Below are 18,494 nucleotides of genomic sequence, written 5' to 3'. Positions count from 1 at the left end.
TTCGGACGCACAAAGGACGCTCCAACCTAATGAATCTACGCATCGTGCTTTCCGAAAATCGAATCCGATTTTCGGGCCGATGCTGTAATCCAGTCGTTAAGCTCGATTTCGGCACGTTCCAGTGCGCTGTAGTTCAAAAGCTTGCGCAAGAGTGCAACAGTCACGGCACGAGCCCGGAGGTTGAAACGCCCCTCGTCGGGCTCCCCCTTCTCCTGATAAACGCCCAGCTTTTCATAGAGTTGCTGCAATCTGTTCTGGACGCTTCTCAGTGACAGATTGCGGCGACGGGCAATGACACGATCCGTCAGGCCCAGTGCGATATCGACCAGAATTTCATATTCGCTTTCGCTGAAACCGCTGGCATGACCGAGGCTCTTTTGTTGCAGACCGCGCACCTCACGGTCGATCACGCATTGCGCCTCGACGAAAATGCTGCGCAGCGCCAGACGCAGCTTGTCGTCGGAAGCCGATTTCAGCACATAGCCATAGGCCGCACCCTCCGGCACGATGCGCGACACGCCGCGCACATAGGCCTCATCGGCATAATTCGACCAGAACAGAATGCGGGTTTCGGGGTTTTCCTTCCAGATGGTGCGCGCCGCCTCGATGCCGTTGCGACCGTTCATCTGCAAATCCATGACAATGTGGGCCGCGCGATGCTGGCGCGCCAGTTTTTCGCCCGCCGATCCGTTATCGGCTTCAAGGATGTCACTGCACTCAGGCAGTGCTGCCCGCACGGCTTCGCCGAGATAGGCGCGATGCAATGGATCATCTTCCACGATCAGAACATGCATTTTACCCTCCGGCCTTCCGGCACATCTCTGCGGGGAGATGGATCGTCACACTTGTGCCGCCACTTTCCCCGTTCTTCCTGATAGCGAAACTTGCAGAGATCAATCGCGCACGCGTACGCATATTATCAATGCCATGCCCAACACTCGGTCGCTGCACCTGACGATCCATGCCTATACCATTATCCGCGACTTCGACGAGAAGACGACCGCCTTTGTCGCGAAACGTCACAAGCAACTGGCTGGCATGGGCGTGGCGGATCGTATTGTTGATAGCTTCCTGCACAATGCGGAACAGCGAGGTTGCAACCGTTTCTTCCAGCCGATCAGCCATGCCGTCGCTGCGGTCATCCAACGTCCATTCGATCGACGAACCGCTGTCACGCACTGAACGGCCAAGATGATTTTCTGTTGCCTGCACGAAACCGAAAAGCTGGAGGATGGAAGGTTTTGCTTCCTCAATGATTTGCCTGAGATCGTGCATGCAATGCTGGAGCCCGCGAAACAGCGGCTCAAGCTGTTCACCGGAAAGATCCGGCACATGCGTAAGCCGTTCCACATGCCGGGCAAGTCGGGTCAGATCGGCCAGCGTCTGGTCGTGCAAATCCATGCCGATGCGGTGGCGTTCGGTCTCGAGAGCCTCGGTCAGTTTCAGAGCGCCGAAACGCAAGCCTTCCTCGCGGGCTCGTGCTTCAGTTTCCACAATGGCGGAACGCTTGGCCTGCTCAGCGGCGCGGATTGCGTAGAAATAAGGCGCAAGCAGATCGGCAATCGATTGCGCATTCTCCACGTCGCGCCTGGAATAGCAGGCTGGCGTCAGACTGGAACAGCTCAGCGCGCCGATAATATCGCCCTGCGCCTTCAAAGGCACATGCAGACGCCCTTTCAGGTCATGTTCGATAATCGGACTGGAAAACGAACCTTCGAAGTGAAAGCGCGGATCCGTGCGTGCGTCATCGGTCAGAAGATAACCCGCCTCGCCCGACAACAGCGTGCGGATCGGACTGCCGGACAAAAGCGCTGGCGGGTTGCGGCTCCAGGCGGTGGCGATGCCAGCCTCGTAGGCAATGTGGAATTTTCCATCTAACATCTTGATGCAGACGTCCAGATGGTCATACGGCAGGATATGCGTGATCTCTGCCGCCACGGCCTGAATGATAGAATCGAAGTCGAGTTGTCCGGCCAGTAATCTGGAAATATTCAGATAATGGTCGAGTAACCTTTGGGGCGCGAGTTCGGCCAAGCGTTTCTCCTCCAGAACGCAAATTGCTGCTCATGAAGCTATATAATACGCCGGGACATCCTCGGCGCGTCTTGCGAGAAACCGCAATTTTGCTGCGGGAACCCGCAACGCAGTTGCTTCATTCGGCCTTCACAGAAGGCTCCTCTTCTTTCATCCTCGCTTCACCAGAAAATTGCCCGCAAGACAAGAGTGGAAATCAAGTCAATTGCGGTTGGTGTCGTTGAGGAGCGGCGGTGCGGGAGGCTTCGCACCAATTTCGAGTTTAAACGAACCGAAGCGCCGGGGCGCTGCGGAGCGGAATATTTGCAACCGGGAGGAAAAAATGAAGCTTGGGAAAATCCTTTTTACGTCTGCGGCACTAGCAGGCGTTTTTGCGGCGGGCAGCGCACTCGCCGACACTTCATCAAAGAAGATTGCATTCTCGAACAACTATGCAGGCAATTCCTGGCGTCAGGCCATGCTGGAAAGCTGGGACAAGATCACCAAGGAAGCCGTGAAGGCTGGCGTGGTGGCTGCTGCCGATCCGTTCACGACCGCCGAAAATCAGGCGACGGAACAGGCCGCCCAGATTCAGAACATGATCCTGCAGGGCTATGACGCCATCGTCATCAATGCCGCTTCGCCGACGGCGCTGAACGGCGCAGTCAAGGAAGCCTGCGACGCTGGCATCACCGTCGTTTCCTTCGATGGGATTGTCACCGAGCCTTGCGCATGGCGCATCGCAGTCGATTTCAAGGCCATGGGCGAAGGCCAGATCGACTATCTTGCAAAGCGTTACCCAGATGGCGGCAACCTGCTTGAAATCCGCGGTCTCGCCGGTGTTTCGGTCGATGACAATATTCATGCCGGTATCGAAGAAGGCGTGAAGAAGCATCCGAAGTTCAAGGTTGTCGGTTCCGTCAACGGTGACTGGGCTGCCGACGTTGCGCAGCGTGCTGTTGCCGGTATCCTGCCGAGCCTGCCGAAAGTCGATGCGGTCGTGACGCAGGGCGGCGACGGCTACGGTGCCGCACAGGCCTTTGCTGCCGCCAAGCGCGAAACGCCGACCATCATCATGGGCAACCGTGAAGACGAACTGCAGTGGTGGAAGCAGCAGAAAGACGCCAACGGCTATGAAACCATGTCGGTTTCGATTGCACCGGGCGTATCCACGCTGGCTTTCTGGGTCGCACAGCAGATTCTCGACGGCAAGGAAGTGAAGAAGGACCTCGTCGTTCCGTTCCTCAGCGTCAGCCAGGAATCGCTCGACAAGGATCTGGCCAACACCCAGAAGGGTGGCGTTGCCAATGTCGAATATGCGCTTGAAGATGCGCAGAAGGTTATCGACGCCGCGAAGTAAGCGGATCGACCCAAAACATGAGGGGCGAGCTGATCCTCGCCCCTTCTTTGTCCCTTTACTTTGACGCCTTTCCGACGGCCTGGCCCTTTGCTGGCTTCGCCGGAAACGTCCAATCGTTAGTTGAGTGTATGACAGAAACAGCAGAGAAACAGGAGGTCGTCGCCGCGCGCAATATTCGCGTGCAGTTCGGTGCAGTAAAAGCACTGGATGGCGCCGAACTCGTGATCCGCGAAGGCGAATGTGTGGGGCTGGTCGGCCATAATGGCGCTGGCAAATCCACCATCGTCAATGTCATCAATGGCGGGCTTTCCCCGCATGAGGGCAGCATTTCCTATCATGGCGAACCGGGACACGGCGTGGCGACGGCACGCAAGCACGGCATTCGCTGCGTGTTTCAGGAATTGTCGCTGTTTCCAAACCTCACCATTGCCGAAAATGTCCGTATCATGCAGCGTGACCTGACCGGCGCGAGCTGGCGCGGCAAGGCCATTGAACTGATTGCAAAAAAGCTCGACGAGATTTTCCCCGGCCACAAGATCGACTGCGCCGCGACTATCGATGAGCTTTCCATCGCCGAGCGGCAGATGGTGGAAATCGCCATCAACTTCACCGCGCCCGGCACCGCACCGAAGCTCGTCATTCTGGACGAACCGACCTCCTCGCTCGACGCAGGCATTGCCGCGCAGCTGATGGCCTATGTGCGCCGTTTCGTCGGCACGGGCGGCTCCGTTATCCTGATTTCGCACATGCTGGGCGAAATTCTCTCCACCTCCGACCGCATCGTGGTGATGAAGGACGGCAAGGTGGTCGCCAACCGCGCGGCAAAAGATTTCACCAATCGCAGCCTCGTCGAAGCCATGGGCAGCGTCGAGCGCGAAAAGGCAGCGCGCCGCGTTGCGAAAACCGATGCGACCGGCACGCCCGTTCTGTCATTTGCCAAGCGCGCCAGCGACATCAAGCCGTTTCAGGCGTTCAAAGGGGAAGTCATCGGCCTCGCCGGTCTCGCCGGACACGGGCAGACCAAGATGCTGCTCGATCTTTACTATGCGCGGCGGCCGAACTGGGTTCCGGCCCGCACATGCGAAATCGCCTTCGTGGCAGGCGACCGCAGCCTCAACGGCACTTTCCCGCTGTGGAGCATTCTGCACAATCTCACCATCGGCTCGCTGGACCGGCTGTCGTCGGCAAAGCTCGTTGACCAGAAGCGCGAGGACACGCTTGGCGGCCAGTGGAAAGACCGGATTCAGATCCGCACGCCGGATATGGGCAACCGCATCCTGTCGCTGTCGGGCGGCAACCAGCAGAAGGTGCTTTTCGCCCGCGCGCTGGCGACCAGCGCCAACGCCATTTTGATGGACGACCCGATGCGCGGCGTCGATGTCGGCACCAAGCAGGAAGTCTATGAAATCCTGCGTCATGAGGCCGAAAACGGACGCACCTTCGTCTGGTATTCCACCGAAATGGACGAAATCGAACTTTGTGACCGCGTCTATGTTTTCCGCGACGGCGCTATCGTTGCGGAACTGACCGGCGAAGACATCACGGAAAAGAACGTGCTTGCAGCATCCTTTGAGGGAGGTCACGAATAATGCGCCTTTCCTCTTCCACCATCCGCCTGCTGACGCCGGTATTCTCGCTGATTTTGCTCCTTGTCGCCGTCTTCTACATGCAGCCGCGCGCCATGAGCTATACGGGGCTGAACCTGCTGTTCAATCTGGCTGTGCCCATCGCACTCGCGACCATCGCCCAGATGCTCATCATGGCCGTCAACGATCTCGACCTTTCGATGGGAACCTTTGTGAGCTTTGTCGTCTGCGTTGCGGCGACCTATCTCAACACGGCTCCCCTCATCGGTGTGCTGATCCTCGCAGCCGCAATCGCCGCTTATGCGGCGCTCGGCGCGATCATCCATTTGCGCAACCTGCCTTCCATCGTTGTGACGCTCGGCATGAGTTTCGTCTGGGGCGGCCTCGCCGTGCTTCTCTTGCCCTCGCCCGGCGGACAGGCGCCGGACTGGGCGCGCTGGATCATGACAGCCAAGCCGCCTTTCATCCCGATGGCGATCGTCGCCAGCATCGTGATTGCCGCGGTCACGCATTTCATCGTCATGCGCTCGACCTTCGGCGTTCTGATGCGCGGTGCGGGCGGCAATACCCGCTCCATCGAGCGCGCAGGCTGGTCGGTCACCGCCATCCGCGCCGCAACCTATGCGCTGGCCGCCTTCTTCGCCGTACTGGCGGGGATCGCGCTGGTCGGCCTCACCACCTCGGCGGATGCCAATATCGCGCTACGCTATACGCTTCTGTCCATCGCAGGCGTCATTCTGGGCGGCGGCGAGTTCGTCGGCGGGCGCGTCTCGCCCATCGGCGCGGTGATCGGCGCGCTGACGCTGACGCTCGCCGGTTCGTTCCTCTCCTTCATGCGCATTTCGCCGGACTGGCAGATCGGCGCGCAGGGCGGCATTCTCATCGTGGTGCTGGCCTTGCGCCTCTTCCTCAACCGCCTCGAAAAGAGGGAGAAAAAGCAATGAACGGCCTTGCCATTCTCACCAGCCGTCCGTGGATATGGTCGTTTATCGCGACCGCCGCGGTGTGGATCATCACCATCCTCTTCACCGGTGGTGCGGGCGCGCACGGGCTTTCCCATGCGGCCTTCACCTTCGCATCCTTCTCGGTGATCGTCGGCCTCGGCCAGATGTTCGTCATCACGCTCGGCCCCGGCAATATCGACCTGTCGGTCCCGGCCAACATGACGCTTGCCGCCACGCTGGCGCTGAAACTCATGGATACGCAGGACGGCATGATTCTGGCAGGCCTCGCCGTAGCGCTGCTGATCGGCCTTGCCATCGGCATCTGCAACTACACTCTGATCAAGCTCCTGCGCATTCCGCCCATCATCGCCACCCTGTCGATGAGCTTCCTGATCCAGTCCACCGCCATCTGGAGCAATCGCGGCCTGCGCGTGAAACCGCCGGAAAACCTTTCGCAATTCACCACCGCCTCCACGCTCGGCATTCCCAATGTCGCCATCGTGGCGCTGATCCTGTCGATCATCGGCTGGGTGCTTTTGAAAAAGAGCATCTATGGACGCTGGATTTCGGCCATCGGCCAGAATCCTTTCGCTGCGCGCATGGCAGGCGTTCCGGTCGATGGCACCCGCTTCGTCACCTATCTGCTCTGTGCGGTGCTGGCTTCGCTCTGCGGCTTCCTGCTCGCCTGTTTTTCGGGTGGCGCGGCGCTGAATATGGGCACGGAATATCTTCTGATGTCGATTGCGGTCGTCATCATCGGCGGCACGGCAGTTGCGGGTGGCGATTCCAACATCCCTGGTATTTGGGGTGCCGCCCTCTTCATGTTCCTCATAGTCTCGATGCTCAACACCTACGGCTTCGGCGCCGGTGTTCGCCTCGTGCTGACTGGCCTCACCATCATCGCGGTGATCTTCCTCGCCAGCAGCCGAAGGGCAGAGCGCTAATCATCTTCGGAGTACCTCCCTTGTCTCAGACTGTTTCGATCTACGAAATCCACGACGAACGTTTCAAGCAGATGATCGTGCCGAGCGCCGATCTGGACGAACTTTACAGCGGCTGCCGCTGGGCCGAAGGCCCGGTCTGGTTCAACGACCTGAACTGCCTCCTGTGGAGCGATATCCCGAACCAGCGCATCCTGCGCTGGGTGCCGGGCAACGAAATTGACGGCGAAGTTGGCGGCGGCGTTTCGGTGTTTCGCAACCCGTCCAATTTCTCCAACGGCAATACGCGCGACCGCGAAGGACGCCTTGTCACTTGCGAGCATGGTGGCCGTCGCGTCACACGTACAGAGCCGGATGGCAGCATCACCGTGCTGGCCGACAGCTATCAGGGCAAAAGGCTGAATGCGCCAAACGACGTCATTGTGCGCTCAGACGGAACCGTGTGGTTCACCGATCCGACCTACGGCATTCTGGCGGATTATGAAGGCTACAAGGCCGACCCGGAACAGCCGTCGCGCAATGTCTATCGCCTCGACCCGAAGACGGGCGAAATAGATGCCGTCGTCACCGACTTCCACCAGCCGAACGGCCTTGCTTTCTCACCGGACGAGACGAAGCTCTATGTTGCCGACAGCGCTTATAGCCACGACGAGAACGCACCGCGCCACATCCGCGTTTTCGACGTTGTGGATGGCGGCAAGCGCCTGACGGGCGGCTCTGTTTTCTGCACCATCGACAAGGGCCTTCCGGACGGCTTCCGCTTCGATACGGATGGCAATTTGTGGACCAGCGCGGGCGATGGCGTGCATTGCTTCTCGCCGGAAGGCACGCTTCTCGGCAAGATCAAGACGCCGCAGACGGTCGCCAATGTGACCTTCGGCGGTCCGCGCCGCAACCGTCTGTTCATCACGGCCACAAAGTCGCTTTATGCGGTCTATCTCACCGTAACCGGCGCGCAATATCCTTGAAAAAACAACGGCGGCTTTCCAAAACGAAAAGCCGCCGCTCTCTATAACTACGTATATTAATTCATTGAAAAATTACATTCGCCACATGCTCTGTTGATTTTAACAACCGCCGTAAAACAGGCATGCCAATAGTCATTCTTCATTCAAAACGGATCTATCTGGCCCAAAACCGGAGCGACCCGCACATCAAGACTGTGAGTGACGGAACAAATCAAAAAATGATCTCTTCTGTCCTTCAGCCATGCACTCGATAAGTAAGACCGATGCCTCGCATACGGGTACATGTCCTGATGTGCAGAACCTATATAGTCCAATCGTCAACGCGATGGAAACAGATTGTCAACAAAACAGGTCAAACTACTGTGAGTAAAATCAATAAAAACTACACTATTTCATGATGTTATTCAAATAATCCGATATATTATATTAGCAATATCTATTTCACAATCCTATTTGTTTCCCGCCGATTAGAAGATCCGCATCAACCGTAACAATGACTTACAGACAGCCCGTTCAGGCAGAATGTCTATGTTCCAATGAACGGCGGCTCGGTGCGCGATAACGAATATGGCAGCCATCGATACCGTGATATTCGACGTCAACTTCTACGCCGAACACTTCGGCGATAAGCTCCGCCCGCAAGACATCACGTGGCGTACCGAGCGCAACGAGTTTGCCCTTATCCATCACAGCGATATGGTCGCAGAACATCGCGGCATGGTTCAGGTCATGCAAGGCAGCTACAACCGTGAGCTTCTGGCGGCTGACAAGATCGAGCAGCCCGATCTGGTGCCCGATATCGAGATGGTTGGTCGGTTCGTCCAGAAGCAGTATCTGCGGCTCCTGCGCCAAGGCCCGCGCTATATGTAGACGCTGACGCTCGCCTCCGGAGAGCGTGTGCCAATAGCGGTCGGCAAGATGGGCCATATCGACATTGACCAACGCCTGGCCAACGATTGCATCGTCATCTGCTGACCACGGCGACAGCGCACCGAGATAGGGCGTCCGCCCAAGCTCAACCGCCTGACGCGCGGTAATGCGCTCTGTCGTTCCTGCCTGTTGCTCAACCAGCGCCAGTTGCCGTGCAATCTCGCGACGGCTGAAACTGTCGATAGACGCCCCACACAAGCTGACTTCGCCAATACGACATCTGCGAACGCCCGAAAGTAGAGACAGTAAACTGGTTTTCCCCGATCCGTTCGGGCCGATGATACCCAGAAACTCACCCTTCGCCACTTTCAGTGAGACATTGCGCAAGATCTCGACATTGCCGGCCGACCAGCCGACATTGCGTGCTGAAAGGATCATGACGAAGCCCTCCTTTGTCCAAGCAACAGGGCGAAGGCTGGTGCGCCGAACAAAGCCGTGATGACACCAATCGGCAAAACCTGCCCCGGAATAATGATGCGTGACAGGATGTCGGCGACAATCATGAAGATTGCTCCGATCAGTGCTGCCGCAGGCAACAGCCTGCCATGACGGACCCCGACCAACATTCGCGCGGCATGGGGAATGACGAGCCCGATGAAACCAACGGATCCGACGATGGAAACCATGACTGCCGTCATCATGGCGCTGACACCGATCAGCACCGCATAGACGCGGCGCACCGGTATACCGAGCGAAGCGGCGGATTCCGTTCCGAAAGTAAACGCATCAAGCGCACGTGCATGCCACAGGCAGATGGCAAGACCGATCAGGCAGGCGGGCAGAGCGAGCGTCACATCCGGCCAGCGCACACCAGAAAGATTGCCCAGCAACCAGAACATGATGCCGCGTGCCTGCTCAGCATTTGCGGCCTTGGTGACGATGAACGAGGTCAACGCATTAAAGAGCTGTGAACCGGCAATCCCGGCGAGGATGATTGCGCTGCTGCCGCGTCCTGCCCGCAGCGCCAGCAGGGACACCAGGCAGAAAGCAACAATAGCCCCGATGAACGCACCGAGCGATAGCGTCAGCACACCGGCACCAATGCCAAGAATGGCGACACTGACGGCCCCGGTGGAAGCGCCAGCGGAAATGCCCAGAATGTAAGGATCAGCGAGCGAATTTCGAAGCAGCGACTGAAGGATGACGCCGGATATTGCGAGCGACGCGCCGCAGCATGCCGCGATGACTGCGCGGCTGAGGCGATAACTCCAGACAATTCCTTCATCGATGGGTTCGAGCGGATATCCGGCGTTCCACAATCGGTTAGCCACGGTTTTCGCAACCACGTCGAGCGGTATCGCAGTTTCGCCTATCGCGGCTCCAAGCCAAAGGGCAAAAAGCAGCAGGACAAGCGAGAAAATGAGGAAGAACACGCCGGAGCGTGCCCTTCCCTTGTGTTTGAAGCCCGGTATCGCTGCCCGCGCCGTCACTTGTTCAGATCCGAGGCAGCTATGTCGGCGGCAAGCGTTTCGATGCCTTCGATCACGCGAAGCGAAGTGCTCATCGATTGCGCGTCCATGTCGAAGACATGCTTGTCCTCGACCGCAGGCATCAGCTTCGTCACCGAGTCGTTGTCCAGAAACTGGTGCTTGACGGCAATGTCATCTGCCGGATAGCGGCGGCGATCAAGCTTTGCGGCGACGATCATCGAAGGGTTCGATTTGGCAACCGTTTCCCATCCGACCGTTGGCCATTCTTCTTCGCTGTCGATAACATTCCTGATGCCGAGTGCGGAAAGAATATAGGCTGGCGCACCAAATTTGCCTGCTACATAAGGATCGGCATCGACCTGCGTGCTGGAGAACCAGACAACAGCGGACAGCTTCCCGTCAGCAGACCCAACCTTCTCACGTGCAGCCACTTCACGCGCCTTCAGGTCGGCGACGAGTTTCTCGCCGCGATCCTGCACATTGAAGATTTCCGCCAATTCGGTGATTTCCCGATAGACGATATCCATCTTGAACGCCGCGGTGCGAATACCGTCACCGCCGCCGGAATTGTCCTTGCCGACACAATCGGATGGCGACGTATAGGCCGGGATGCCGAGTTCCTCGAACTGTTCCGGTTTGGCGACAATACCTGTCGGGCCGATATGCCACTGGAAGTCCGCCGTCACAATATCGGGCTTTTGCGCCAAGACGCTTTCGAAGCTCGGATCGTTATCCGCGAGCCGCTTCACCTTGGCATTCACCTCCTCAAAGCCTTTGAGAACAGGGCCAAACCACACGGCCGTCCCGACAACCTTGTCGCCGAGACCAAGGCTGTAAAGGATTTCGGTACTGCTCTGGCCGACGGCAACAGCGCGACTGGGCGCTTGCTTGAACGTGACTTCGCGACCGCAATTCTTCAGCGTCAGCGGATATTGTGTTTCCGCTGCGTGTGCGGCGAGACCGCCTGCGATAAATGCAGCCGCACAGATGGCAGAACGAAACGGCATTTTGCCGAAAGCTTTCATGAAAATCCCCGAAATGATGAGCATTTCCAGCAAAAGTGGGAACCGGTTTTGCGTTCGGAAATGCGTGAGAAAAAACGGATGGAGCGGTCAAGTTGAACCGCTCATACGCGAAAGGAATCCTGTCAGACGGCAGATAAAATCCGGCACAGAAAGCGGGCAGGCATATCCGGGGACATCTCGAAATCATGCGATAACGATGGGAGAATGCGTCCTGCGACGCGGAAATCTGTCATAACCGGCTCCTGCTCCGGGCATCCCCGCCCGTGACAATGGACAACACTAGACGGCAGGTCTCCTGGCTCACGAATATCTGCTGTTCATCTGCCTTCCCGCGCTTCTCCGGCACAGTGGCATGACGCTTTGAACGTCACGAGGATGAACGGCAATCCGCTTACAGTTGCGGGGGCAGCCACGGTCTTGGCCCCTTTTCGGGTCGTCCTCACCGTGTTCCCTATTAATCCCCTTCGCTCTCGGTCGGGGAACCGTCGTTACACTATTACGTCGGCGCATCGTCGCCGTCAAGCGCATCTCGCCCGCTATTTCGGCATGTCATTTTCATGCGATTCGAAAGCCCCGTTACTTAAATTACGGCCAAACTATTGTCGCATGTGCTGGCCTATTGAATTTGTTTTCGCTAATCTCCATGTAGTTTGCTCCCGCTAGAGGAGCGGGACTTGGGGAGGTCCGCCGGAGGGCGGCATACATTCCATTTGGGAGGACATATGCGTAGATTTATTCTGGCCCTGACGTCGGTAGCGGCGTTGGCTATGGCAGGTTCTGCTTCAGCGGAAGACTACAAGGTGCTGGCACCCGCCGCTCCGGGCGGCGGCTGGGACCAGACGGCGCGCACGATGCAGAGCGCGCTTCAGGACGAGAAGATTTCCGGCAGCGTGCAGGTCATCAATGTTCCGGGCGCTGGCGGCACCATCGGCCTCGCGCAATTCGTGAATCAGAACAAGGGCGACCCGAGCCAGCTGATCGTCGGCGGCTATGTCATGGTCGGCGCTATCCTGACCAACAAATCGCCGGTCACGCTCGACGCTATCACACCGATCGCCCGCCTTACGGGCGAATATGAAGCCATCGTCGTGCCCGCTTCTTCTGACATCCAGAACCTTGGCGACCTTGCAGCGAAACTGAAAGCTGATCCGGGTTCCGTTTCGTGGGGCGGCGGCTCTGCCGGCGGCACCGATCATATTACTGCTGGCCTCTTTGCCAAGGCAGCAGGCGTCGACCCGACCAAGGTCAACTATATTGCCTTTTCCGGTGGTGGCGAAGCACTGGCTGCCATTCTCGGTAATCAGGTGACCGTCGGCATCTCCGGCTATGGCGAATTCGAAGCCCAGATCAAGGCGGGTACGCTGCGTATTATCGGCATTTCGAGCGACGAGCGCGTGGAAGGTATCGATGCACCGACCTTCAAGGAAGGTGGCGTGGACGTTTCGATCCAGAACTGGCGCATGGTGGGTGCGGCTCCGGGCATCACTGCCGAGCAGGAAGCGGCCATCAATGCCGATATCGAGAAAATGGTGAAGTCGGAATCCTGGCAGAAGGCGCTCAAGGATAAGGGCTGGGCAGACACTTATCTTGCCGGTCCGGCGTTCAAGGAGCAGCTTGCCAAAGACGTCGCTGCGACTGAAACCATTCTCAAGGAAATCGGCCTCGTCAAATGACAGGATCAGACCAGCAGGAAAAGCGCCGCCCGGAAGGGGCGGCGCCAGATTTCGCCGCTCTTGTCATCGCACTCGTCCTTGCAGCCGTCGCCATCGCCATTGCCTGGTCGACAACCTATGGCAACGACGTGACGAGCTACTCGCCGGTTGGCCCGAAAACCGTTCCCTATGTCGTTGCAGCCGGATTGTTCGGCCTTGCCGTCTGGACCGTGTTCGAAGCGCTTCGCGGCGACTTTCCCGAGCGTGAGCATCAGGAAATTGCTCCGATGGCGTGGATCATCGGCGGTCTGGCCATCCAGATGCTGACGATGAAAACCGTCGGCTTTTCCCTATCCACCGGCCTGCTTTTTGCAGCGACCGCGCGCGGCTTCGGCTACCGCAAATTCTGGATCAGCGTTCCCGTCGGCATCATCTTCGCCTTCGTGATCTGGTTCATCTTTGCGCGCGGCCTGCAGCTATCGCTGCCGTCCGGCTGGCTCGAACAATTCGTTTAGAGCATTCCCAGTTTTGACTGAAACATTGGAAATGCTCTAAGTTCTTGTTTTGTCGCATTATCCTACGCAAAACCGCTTCGCACTTTTGCTGGAAATGCTTTAAAGGCTAAGTGCCATCATGGATACTGTCGCACTTCTCGCCAACGGGCTTCTGGTTGCGCTTGAACCGTCAAACCTTCTTTATGCGCTGATCGGTGTCACGCTCGGCACAGCCGTCGGCGTGTTGCCGGGCATCGGCCCGGCGCTCACCGTCGCACTGCTCCTGCCCGTTACCTACAAACTGGACCCATCCGGCTCGCTCATCATGTTCGCGGGTATTTATTACGGAGGCATGTATGGCGGATCGACCACGTCGATCCTGCTGAATACGCCGGGCGAAAGCGCCTCCATCGTCACTGCGCTGGAGGGAAACAAAATGGCCCGGGCCGGGCGTGGCGGGCCGGCGCTTGCAACGGCGGCCATCGGCTCTTTCGTCGCCGGCCTGATCGCCACTCTGGCGCTGGCCTTCGTTGCCCCGTGGGTTGTGAAATTCGCCCTGTCCTTTGGACCGTCTGAATATTTTGCGCTCATGCTGCTGGCCTTCATGACGGTTTCTGCCGCATTCGGCGACTCCACACTTCGCGGTCTGACATCCCTGTTCATCGGTCTGGCGCTCGGTCTCGTCGGCATAGATCAGTTGACCGGTCAGGCACGTCTCGTCATGGGAACGCCAAACCTGCTTGATGGCATCAATGTCACGACATTGGCGGTTGCACTGTTTGCCATCGGCGAAACGCTGGCGGTCGTGTCGAAAAAACTCAGACCCGAAGACGAGGTCATCGCCGTCAAGGGTTCCGTCTGGATGACCAAGAATGACTGGAAGCGTTCGTGGATGCCGTGGCTTCGCGGCACCGCCATCGGCTTTCCGATTGGGGCCATGCCTGCAGGCGGCGCCGATGTGTCGAGCTTTCTTTCCTATTCGGCGGAACGGCAATTCTCAAAACATCCCGAAGAGTTCGGTAAAGGCGCTATCGAGGGTGTTGCTGGACCGGAGGCGGCCAACAACGCTTCGGCTGCCGGAACGCTCGTTCCGCTTCTGACACTCGGTCTGCCCACCACGGCGACGGCGGCAATCATGCTGGCCGGATTCCAGCAGTTCGGCTTGCAGCCCGGCCCTCTGCTGTTCGTGACCAATGCCACGCTGGTCTGGGGGCTGGTTGCGAGCCTTCTCGTTGCCAATCTGATGCTGCTGGTTTTGAACCTGCCGCTGATCGGCCTGTGGGTGAAGATGCTGACCATCCCCCGTCACTGGCTTTATGCGGGCATTCTGGTTTTCGCCACGCTTGGAACCATTGGCGCGAATGCCTCAACCTCGATGTTCTTCGGCCTGCCGGTTTCGTTCGAACTTGGCCTGCTTCTGGCGTTCGGTGTCCTGGGCTATGTGCTGCGGCGCTTCTCATACCCGATTGCGCCGGTTGTCGTTGGCCTGATCCTCGGACCGATGGCCGAGAAAAGCCTGCGTCAAGCGTTGCAGATCAGCCAGGGCAACCCGATGACGCTGGTGCATTCCTGGGTATCGATTGTACTCATCACATTGGCAATTGCCGCAGTCGTCGTACCTATGATCATGCGCCAGCGCGGCAAGGGTGCCTTGCTCAGCCAGATGGCGACGGATGAGGATTAAACCCCTCCCGAAAAGTGTGAAAATCGCTTTTCGGAAAGGATGCGCGCTCTAAACAACAAAAGCCCCGGAAACGGTGGCCTTATACATTAGAGGCCGGAACACCTGTTAGGATGTTCCGGCCTCTTTGCCGTTGTGTTGTCGCACTTCACGATGGCGGGTGCAAAGTGGTTGAGCCCATCGGGGCATGAACTTTCGTTCGTAAAAAAGCAGAACCCTTTGCATCCTTGAGGCTTCGTCGAACCGTTGAGAGAGCTTCGCGCTCGCGTATAAGGGAGACCAGCCTCATGACTGATATTACCCGTTTTGTCGGCATCGACATATCGAAATCTTCCTTCGATGTCTGTGTTTTGCCAGATGGCCGCTCGGCAAGCTTTGCCAATTCGGCAGAAGGCATTGCCGATTTCCTCGTGTTCATTGAGCCTTTGTGCGGAATAGAACGCCTCGTTCTCGAGCCGACCGGCGGTTACGAGCGTCATGTCTTTGCAGCCTTGCAGGCAGCACAATTGCCGGTCGCACGCGTGAATGCCAAACAGGTCAGGCAATTTGCCAAAGCCTGCGGCCAGCTCTCCAAGACTGACAAGATCGATGCCTTCATCCTTGCCGATTATGCAAGACGCATGGAAACACGCATTGTGCCGCAACGCTCTTCTCAGCAAGGCGCTCTGGTGGATTTGGTCCGTCGTTACAGACAGTTATCGCACATGATCGTGCAGGAGAAGAACCGCAGGGAAAAGCAGAACGAGACCCTCAAGGACTGGATTGAGGAGATGTTGCACGTACTGCTCGAACAGCGCCAGGCAGTTGTCGATGCGATGGAAGCTTGTCTGAAGGCTGATCTGGAACTTGCCCGTAAAGCCGATATCCTCATGTCGCTCAAGGGGATCGGCCTGCGGACGGCCTGTTTCATCCTGGCCGATCTGCCGGAATTGGGCCGCATCGGCAAAGGGCAGATTGCCAAGCTGGTTGGCGTTGCGCCGCTTAATCGCGATAGCGGGCTGATGCGGGGCAAGCGGATGATTGCAGGCGGAAGACAGCCGGTGCGCGACGCGCTTTACGTCGCAGCGCTACCAGCCATTCGCTTCGATCCAGCCATCAAGGCATTCTTCATGCACCTCAAGCAAAAGGGAAAGCCCGGAAAGGTCGCCCTCGTTGCCGTCATGCGAAAAATGATCATTATCCTCAACGCAAAAATGCGAGACGCATACGCAACGGTGCTTGACCACTAACACCGTTGCTTTTTTTACTCAGATACACATACGCCTACTTGACTGCTTAACCCTGAATACGACGGAACTGGTCTACGTCGATGCCAAGCGTCTCAAGGTCCTGGGCAGTTGGCTTCTGACCAGCGCGCACAGCAGCAGAAGCACGAACGGCACTGCCGAATTGCGCGAATGCACGACCGAAACGATTATTGAAGCGGGTAAACATTATTCTCTCCATCACGGACACTTCGTTGGTCCGTACCCATGAAATGGTGATGGCTTGGGGTACTTAGAAGATCGACCTTTGCATGCCAGCCATGCAGTTTCCGCATACTCGTTTCAGTCTGGCTTGATTGCGATCAATGCCATTCTCGCGCTGGCTTGCGAAGCTCGTTTCAACCAAAGGAAGGAGCCGCAGAATGTCGAACACCCCCCATACGCTTGGAGAAGAGTTTCCCGGCCAGCTCGACGCCATTCATGCGTTGAAGGCGAAGGATGCGCATTTTGCCCGCATTCTGGAAGAATATGATTCCATCAATGATCGTATTCACCGGGCAGAAACAAAGATTGCGCCCGTGAGCCAGGAAGAAGAAACAAACCTGCGTAAGCAGCGCCTTGCCTTGAAGGACAACATCGCCGAGGCGCTTGCCGAAGCCTGATCCGTCACTGCATGCAACACGATAGGCCAGACAACAGCTCAGGAGGCTTTATCATCAACTTTGCTGTTGTCTGAGCCGACAGAGTTTTCCATCTTTCCCACCACGATCAGAACGGTGACGGCAATAAACGTCGCCATCATGGCGATGTGCCAGAGGCCAAGACCACTGGCGAGGCCAACGGATGCCGCCAGCCACATGCCCGCGCCGGTCGTTATGCCGGTTATCTTGCCGCGCGCAAAAATGATAAAGCCTGCCGCCAGAAAGGCAACGCCGCTCGTGATTGCTTCGACGAGCCGCGACGGGTCCATCCGAATATTCTGATCGTCGAACACCGGCACGTTGACTAGTTCCAGCGAGACAATTGTAAATGTAGCGGAGGCGAGACAGACCAGCATGTGGGTCTTGAGCCCGGCTGGTCGCCGACGCCATTCCCGTTCCAGACCGATGATAGAGCCGAGCAGCGTTGCCAGCAGCATCCGCGCCAGAACCACCGGTAAACTGATCACATTGTCATGTGTAAACTCAGCCCAGAATTGTTCCATGCTCCATAACGGGATCCATTAGCTTAGGTTCCGTGAAAGGTGATATGCCAGCAATGAGCCTTCATAATAAACATTAGTTTATTCTATAAAAATACTATTCATTATCTTAAAATAAAGATTCCATCCGTTAACAACAATTACAGAAATACTATTGCGAAAGGAACGAACACATGCATAATCCAGCTATATTTTAGTATATATAGAAGCAATAAATATGAAATGATCCAGTCCGGTTGCAGTTTATATTTATGATATCTTTTACAGCATCTGCGACACGCGGGATGCGGAGCAATTCTTCCTGCGTCATTGGCCAAGATTCAAGCCCGAGCATCGCGATGCGCTCGTCATGGCCTGCCTGCTTAGCTGGGACGGCCACACGGAACTCGCGGCCAAAGCGCGTCGCCAGTTTGTTGAGGCGGCCCAGGCGGCAGGCATATTGATATGTGCCGATGAGCGTGAGTGCCTGATCACCACGCCACCACTCATCGCACCTGCCTATTTTGCAAACCCCTTAGCCGGTCATCGATATGAAACCATGAGAATGGACTATCGCGCCGACGCTGGCGGAACCGTTTCCGTCGTAGCAGGCGGCAAGGAATTCTCGCCATTCGGCGTGTTCTCATCAGGGGAAATAACGGCACCGTAGATTTCTACCAGCACCCAAACGACCAGTGCCGCCGCTATACTGACCAGCAACACCACGAGAACGGGCTTGCCTTCGCGCCCCTGCCTTGCCTCAGTCGGGTTGACCTGTTTCATGGATCAAATCCTCCTGTTCGTTCCAGCGGCATCAGAGTTGCCGCTATAAGCCTAATGGTGGGACAGGCCGTTGGTTCCCAATAAAGCGAACCGCTTTGGATTGATCTCCGCTAAACAATTGTTTTCATGAAGTTTGCCGAAGACAGGCGAGCGAGCGCTTCAGCGCTTTTTTAAGCTCACACAAATATGTGGGGGTCAATGGTACGGTCGGTTGGAGTTGAACCAACGACCTCAGGAGCCACAATCCTGCGCTCTAACCAACTGAGCTACGACCGCGTACCTTTGTGTCGGCTGCATGACGC

The 18,494-nt window shown here is 57.2% G+C and carries 19 protein-coding genes, 1 tRNA gene and 1 riboswitch; of the genes, 11 read left to right on the top strand and 9 right to left on the bottom strand.

Annotation, left to right across the window (positions count from 1 at the left end):
• Window positions 1-35: 35 nt before the first annotated feature.
• Window positions 36-794 carry a response regulator transcription factor gene (locus tag CQZ93_RS18490; protein WP_105544048.1) on the bottom strand — a complete coding sequence of 253 codons (759 nt, stop codon included), beginning with the start codon at window positions 792-794 and terminating at the stop codon, window positions 36-38.
• Between the two features lies 1 nt (window position 795).
• Entirely contained in the window at window positions 796-2,034 is a 1,239-nt protein-coding gene (locus tag CQZ93_RS18485; RefSeq protein ID WP_105544047.1) for a GAF domain-containing sensor histidine kinase, read from the bottom strand.
• Window positions 2,035-2,356: 322 nt separating this feature from the next.
• Here CQZ93_RS18485 and CQZ93_RS18480 point away from each other — a divergent pair, with 322 nt between their 5' ends.
• From CQZ93_RS18480 to CQZ93_RS18460, 5 genes are all read left to right on the top strand, one after another.
• Window positions 2,357-3,373 carry an ABC transporter substrate-binding protein gene (locus CQZ93_RS18480; RefSeq protein WP_105544046.1) on the top strand — a complete coding sequence of 339 codons (1,017 nt, stop codon included), beginning with the start codon at window positions 2,357-2,359 and terminating at the stop codon, window positions 3,371-3,373.
• A gap of 128 nt (window positions 3,374-3,501) precedes the next feature.
• Entirely contained in the window at window positions 3,502-4,962 is a 1,461-nt protein-coding gene (locus CQZ93_RS18475; protein ID WP_105544045.1) for a sugar ABC transporter ATP-binding protein, read from the top strand.
• Entirely contained in the window at window positions 4,962-5,903 is a 942-nt protein-coding gene (locus CQZ93_RS18470; protein WP_105544044.1) for an ABC transporter permease, read from the top strand. Before CQZ93_RS18475 ends, CQZ93_RS18470 begins: the two co-directional genes overlap by 1 nt.
• On the top strand, window positions 5,900-6,847 hold the full coding sequence (locus CQZ93_RS18465) for an ABC transporter permease (RefSeq protein ID WP_105544043.1): 948 nt from the start codon (window positions 5,900-5,902) through the stop codon (window positions 6,845-6,847). The genes CQZ93_RS18470 and CQZ93_RS18465 overlap by 4 nt, the downstream gene beginning before the upstream one ends.
• A 71-nt stretch (window positions 6,848-6,918) precedes the next feature.
• Window positions 6,919-7,812: an SMP-30/gluconolactonase/LRE family protein gene (locus tag CQZ93_RS18460; RefSeq protein ID WP_105545210.1), complete on the top strand. Its 894-nt coding sequence runs from the start codon at window positions 6,919-6,921 to the stop codon at window positions 7,810-7,812.
• A gap of 513 nt (window positions 7,813-8,325) precedes the next feature.
• Here the strand turns inward: CQZ93_RS18460 and CQZ93_RS18455 are convergent.
• Genes CQZ93_RS18455 through CQZ93_RS18445 form a run of 3 tightly spaced genes read right to left on the bottom strand, consistent with a single transcriptional unit; the run spans window position 8,326 to window position 11,197 of the window.
• Complete coding sequence (locus CQZ93_RS18455) at window positions 8,326-9,120, bottom strand: ABC transporter ATP-binding protein (protein WP_105544042.1); 795 nt, start codon at window positions 9,118-9,120, stop codon at window positions 8,326-8,328.
• Window positions 9,117-10,172 carry a FecCD family ABC transporter permease gene (locus CQZ93_RS18450; RefSeq protein ID WP_105544041.1) on the bottom strand — a complete coding sequence of 352 codons (1,056 nt, stop codon included), beginning with the start codon at window positions 10,170-10,172 and terminating at the stop codon, window positions 9,117-9,119. Before CQZ93_RS18450 ends, CQZ93_RS18455 begins: the two co-directional genes overlap by 4 nt.
• Window positions 10,169-11,197, bottom strand: coding sequence for an ABC transporter substrate-binding protein (locus CQZ93_RS18445; protein ID WP_105545209.1), 1,029 nt, complete (start codon window positions 11,195-11,197; stop codon window positions 10,169-10,171). Before CQZ93_RS18445 ends, CQZ93_RS18450 begins: the two co-directional genes overlap by 4 nt.
• Before the next feature lie 268 nt (window positions 11,198-11,465).
• Window positions 11,466-11,699: riboswitch (cobalamin riboswitch) on the bottom strand.
• Window positions 11,700-11,919: 220 nt separating this feature from the next.
• On the opposite strand from CQZ93_RS18445, the gene CQZ93_RS18440 reads away from it, so the two are divergent.
• The 4 genes from CQZ93_RS18440 to CQZ93_RS18425 all read left to right on the top strand — a co-directional run bounded on the left by CQZ93_RS18440 (window position 11,920) and on the right by CQZ93_RS18425 (window position 16,253).
• Window positions 11,920-12,870 carry a Bug family tripartite tricarboxylate transporter substrate binding protein gene (locus tag CQZ93_RS18440; RefSeq protein ID WP_061346962.1) on the top strand — a complete coding sequence of 317 codons (951 nt, stop codon included), beginning with the start codon at window positions 11,920-11,922 and terminating at the stop codon, window positions 12,868-12,870.
• Window positions 12,867-13,364, top strand: coding sequence for a tripartite tricarboxylate transporter TctB family protein (locus CQZ93_RS18435; protein ID WP_105544040.1), 498 nt, complete (start codon window positions 12,867-12,869; stop codon window positions 13,362-13,364). Before CQZ93_RS18440 ends, CQZ93_RS18435 begins: the two co-directional genes overlap by 4 nt.
• Before the next feature lie 118 nt (window positions 13,365-13,482).
• On the top strand, window positions 13,483-15,027 hold the full coding sequence (locus CQZ93_RS18430) for a tripartite tricarboxylate transporter permease (protein WP_105544039.1): 1,545 nt from the start codon (window positions 13,483-13,485) through the stop codon (window positions 15,025-15,027).
• A gap of 284 nt (window positions 15,028-15,311) precedes the next feature.
• Window positions 15,312-16,253: an IS110 family RNA-guided transposase gene (locus tag CQZ93_RS18425; protein ID WP_210201111.1), complete on the top strand. Its 942-nt coding sequence runs from the start codon at window positions 15,312-15,314 to the stop codon at window positions 16,251-16,253.
• A gap of 46 nt (window positions 16,254-16,299) precedes the next feature.
• Here CQZ93_RS18425 and CQZ93_RS26705 read toward each other — a convergent pair whose 3' ends face one another.
• Window positions 16,300-16,458 carry a hypothetical protein gene (locus tag CQZ93_RS26705; RefSeq protein WP_100229493.1) on the bottom strand — a complete coding sequence of 53 codons (159 nt, stop codon included), beginning with the start codon at window positions 16,456-16,458 and terminating at the stop codon, window positions 16,300-16,302.
• A 193-nt stretch (window positions 16,459-16,651) separates the two neighbouring features.
• On the opposite strand from CQZ93_RS26705, the gene CQZ93_RS18420 reads away from it, so the two are divergent.
• Entirely contained in the window at window positions 16,652-16,891 is a 240-nt protein-coding gene (locus tag CQZ93_RS18420) for an HP1242/YdcH family protein (protein WP_105544038.1), read from the top strand.
• Window positions 16,892-16,929: 38 nt separating this feature from the next.
• On the opposite strand, the gene CQZ93_RS18415 is transcribed toward CQZ93_RS18420, so the two are convergent.
• A complete protein-coding gene (locus CQZ93_RS18415; protein WP_105544037.1) occupies window positions 16,930-17,433 on the bottom strand; it encodes an MgtC/SapB family protein in 504 nt (167 codons plus the stop codon).
• 244 nt (window positions 17,434-17,677) lie between these two features.
• On the opposite strand from CQZ93_RS18415, the gene CQZ93_RS27285 reads away from it, so the two are divergent.
• Window positions 17,678-18,079: a DUF982 domain-containing protein gene (locus CQZ93_RS27285; protein WP_105544036.1), complete on the top strand. Its 402-nt coding sequence runs from the start codon at window positions 17,678-17,680 to the stop codon at window positions 18,077-18,079.
• Here CQZ93_RS27285 and CQZ93_RS18405 read toward each other — a convergent pair.
• Together CQZ93_RS18405 and CQZ93_RS18400 are read right to left on the bottom strand one after the other, a co-directional pair.
• On the bottom strand, window positions 17,980-18,192 hold the full coding sequence (locus CQZ93_RS18405) for a hypothetical protein (protein ID WP_105544035.1): 213 nt from the start codon (window positions 18,190-18,192) through the stop codon (window positions 17,980-17,982). The two genes, CQZ93_RS27285 and CQZ93_RS18405, sit on opposite strands and share 100 nt — an antisense overlap.
• A 199-nt stretch (window positions 18,193-18,391) precedes the next feature.
• Window positions 18,392-18,468 (bottom strand) — tRNA-His (locus tag CQZ93_RS18400).
• Between the last annotated feature and the right edge of the window lie 26 nt (window positions 18,469-18,494).

Source organism: Ochrobactrum vermis (assembly GCF_002975205.1).
GTDB classification, from domain to species: domain Bacteria; phylum Pseudomonadota; class Alphaproteobacteria; order Rhizobiales; family Rhizobiaceae; genus Brucella; species Brucella vermis.
The sequence above is the reverse complement of the archived record's forward strand: the minus strand, read 5'-3'. Positions and strand labels throughout refer to the sequence as shown.

Coding starts and splice junctions, on each gene's coding strand:
- CQZ93_RS18480 (WP_105544046.1), top strand. CDS start 2,357: ATGAAGCTTGGGAAAATCCTTTTTACGTCTGCGGCACTAGCAGGCGTT.
- CQZ93_RS26705 (WP_100229493.1), bottom strand. CDS start 16,458: ATGTTTACCCGCTTCAATAATCGTTTCGGTCGTGCATTCGCGCAATTC.
- CQZ93_RS18465 (WP_105544043.1), top strand. CDS start 5,900: ATGAACGGCCTTGCCATTCTCACCAGCCGTCCGTGGATATGGTCGTTT.
- CQZ93_RS18470 (WP_105544044.1), top strand. CDS start 4,962: ATGCGCCTTTCCTCTTCCACCATCCGCCTGCTGACGCCGGTATTCTCG.
- CQZ93_RS18455 (WP_105544042.1), bottom strand. CDS start 9,120: ATGATCCTTTCAGCACGCAATGTCGGCTGGTCGGCCGGCAATGTCGAG.
- CQZ93_RS18440 (WP_061346962.1), top strand. CDS start 11,920: ATGCGTAGATTTATTCTGGCCCTGACGTCGGTAGCGGCGTTGGCTATG.
- CQZ93_RS18490 (WP_105544048.1), bottom strand. CDS start 794: ATGCATGTTCTGATCGTGGAAGATGATCCATTGCATCGCGCCTATCTC.
- CQZ93_RS18420 (WP_105544038.1), top strand. CDS start 16,652: ATGTCGAACACCCCCCATACGCTTGGAGAAGAGTTTCCCGGCCAGCTC.
- CQZ93_RS18460 (WP_105545210.1), top strand. CDS start 6,919: ATGATCGTGCCGAGCGCCGATCTGGACGAACTTTACAGCGGCTGCCGC.
- CQZ93_RS18425 (WP_210201111.1), top strand. CDS start 15,312: ATGACTGATATTACCCGTTTTGTCGGCATCGACATATCGAAATCTTCC.
- CQZ93_RS18430 (WP_105544039.1), top strand. CDS start 13,483: ATGGATACTGTCGCACTTCTCGCCAACGGGCTTCTGGTTGCGCTTGAA.
- CQZ93_RS18475 (WP_105544045.1), top strand. CDS start 3,502: ATGACAGAAACAGCAGAGAAACAGGAGGTCGTCGCCGCGCGCAATATT.
- CQZ93_RS18415 (WP_105544037.1), bottom strand. CDS start 17,433: ATGGAACAATTCTGGGCTGAGTTTACACATGACAATGTGATCAGTTTA.
- CQZ93_RS18445 (WP_105545209.1), bottom strand. CDS start 11,197: ATGAAAGCTTTCGGCAAAATGCCGTTTCGTTCTGCCATCTGTGCGGCT.
- CQZ93_RS18405 (WP_105544035.1), bottom strand. CDS start 18,192: ATGAAACAGGTCAACCCGACTGAGGCAAGGCAGGGGCGCGAAGGCAAG.
- CQZ93_RS18435 (WP_105544040.1), top strand. CDS start 12,867: ATGACAGGATCAGACCAGCAGGAAAAGCGCCGCCCGGAAGGGGCGGCG.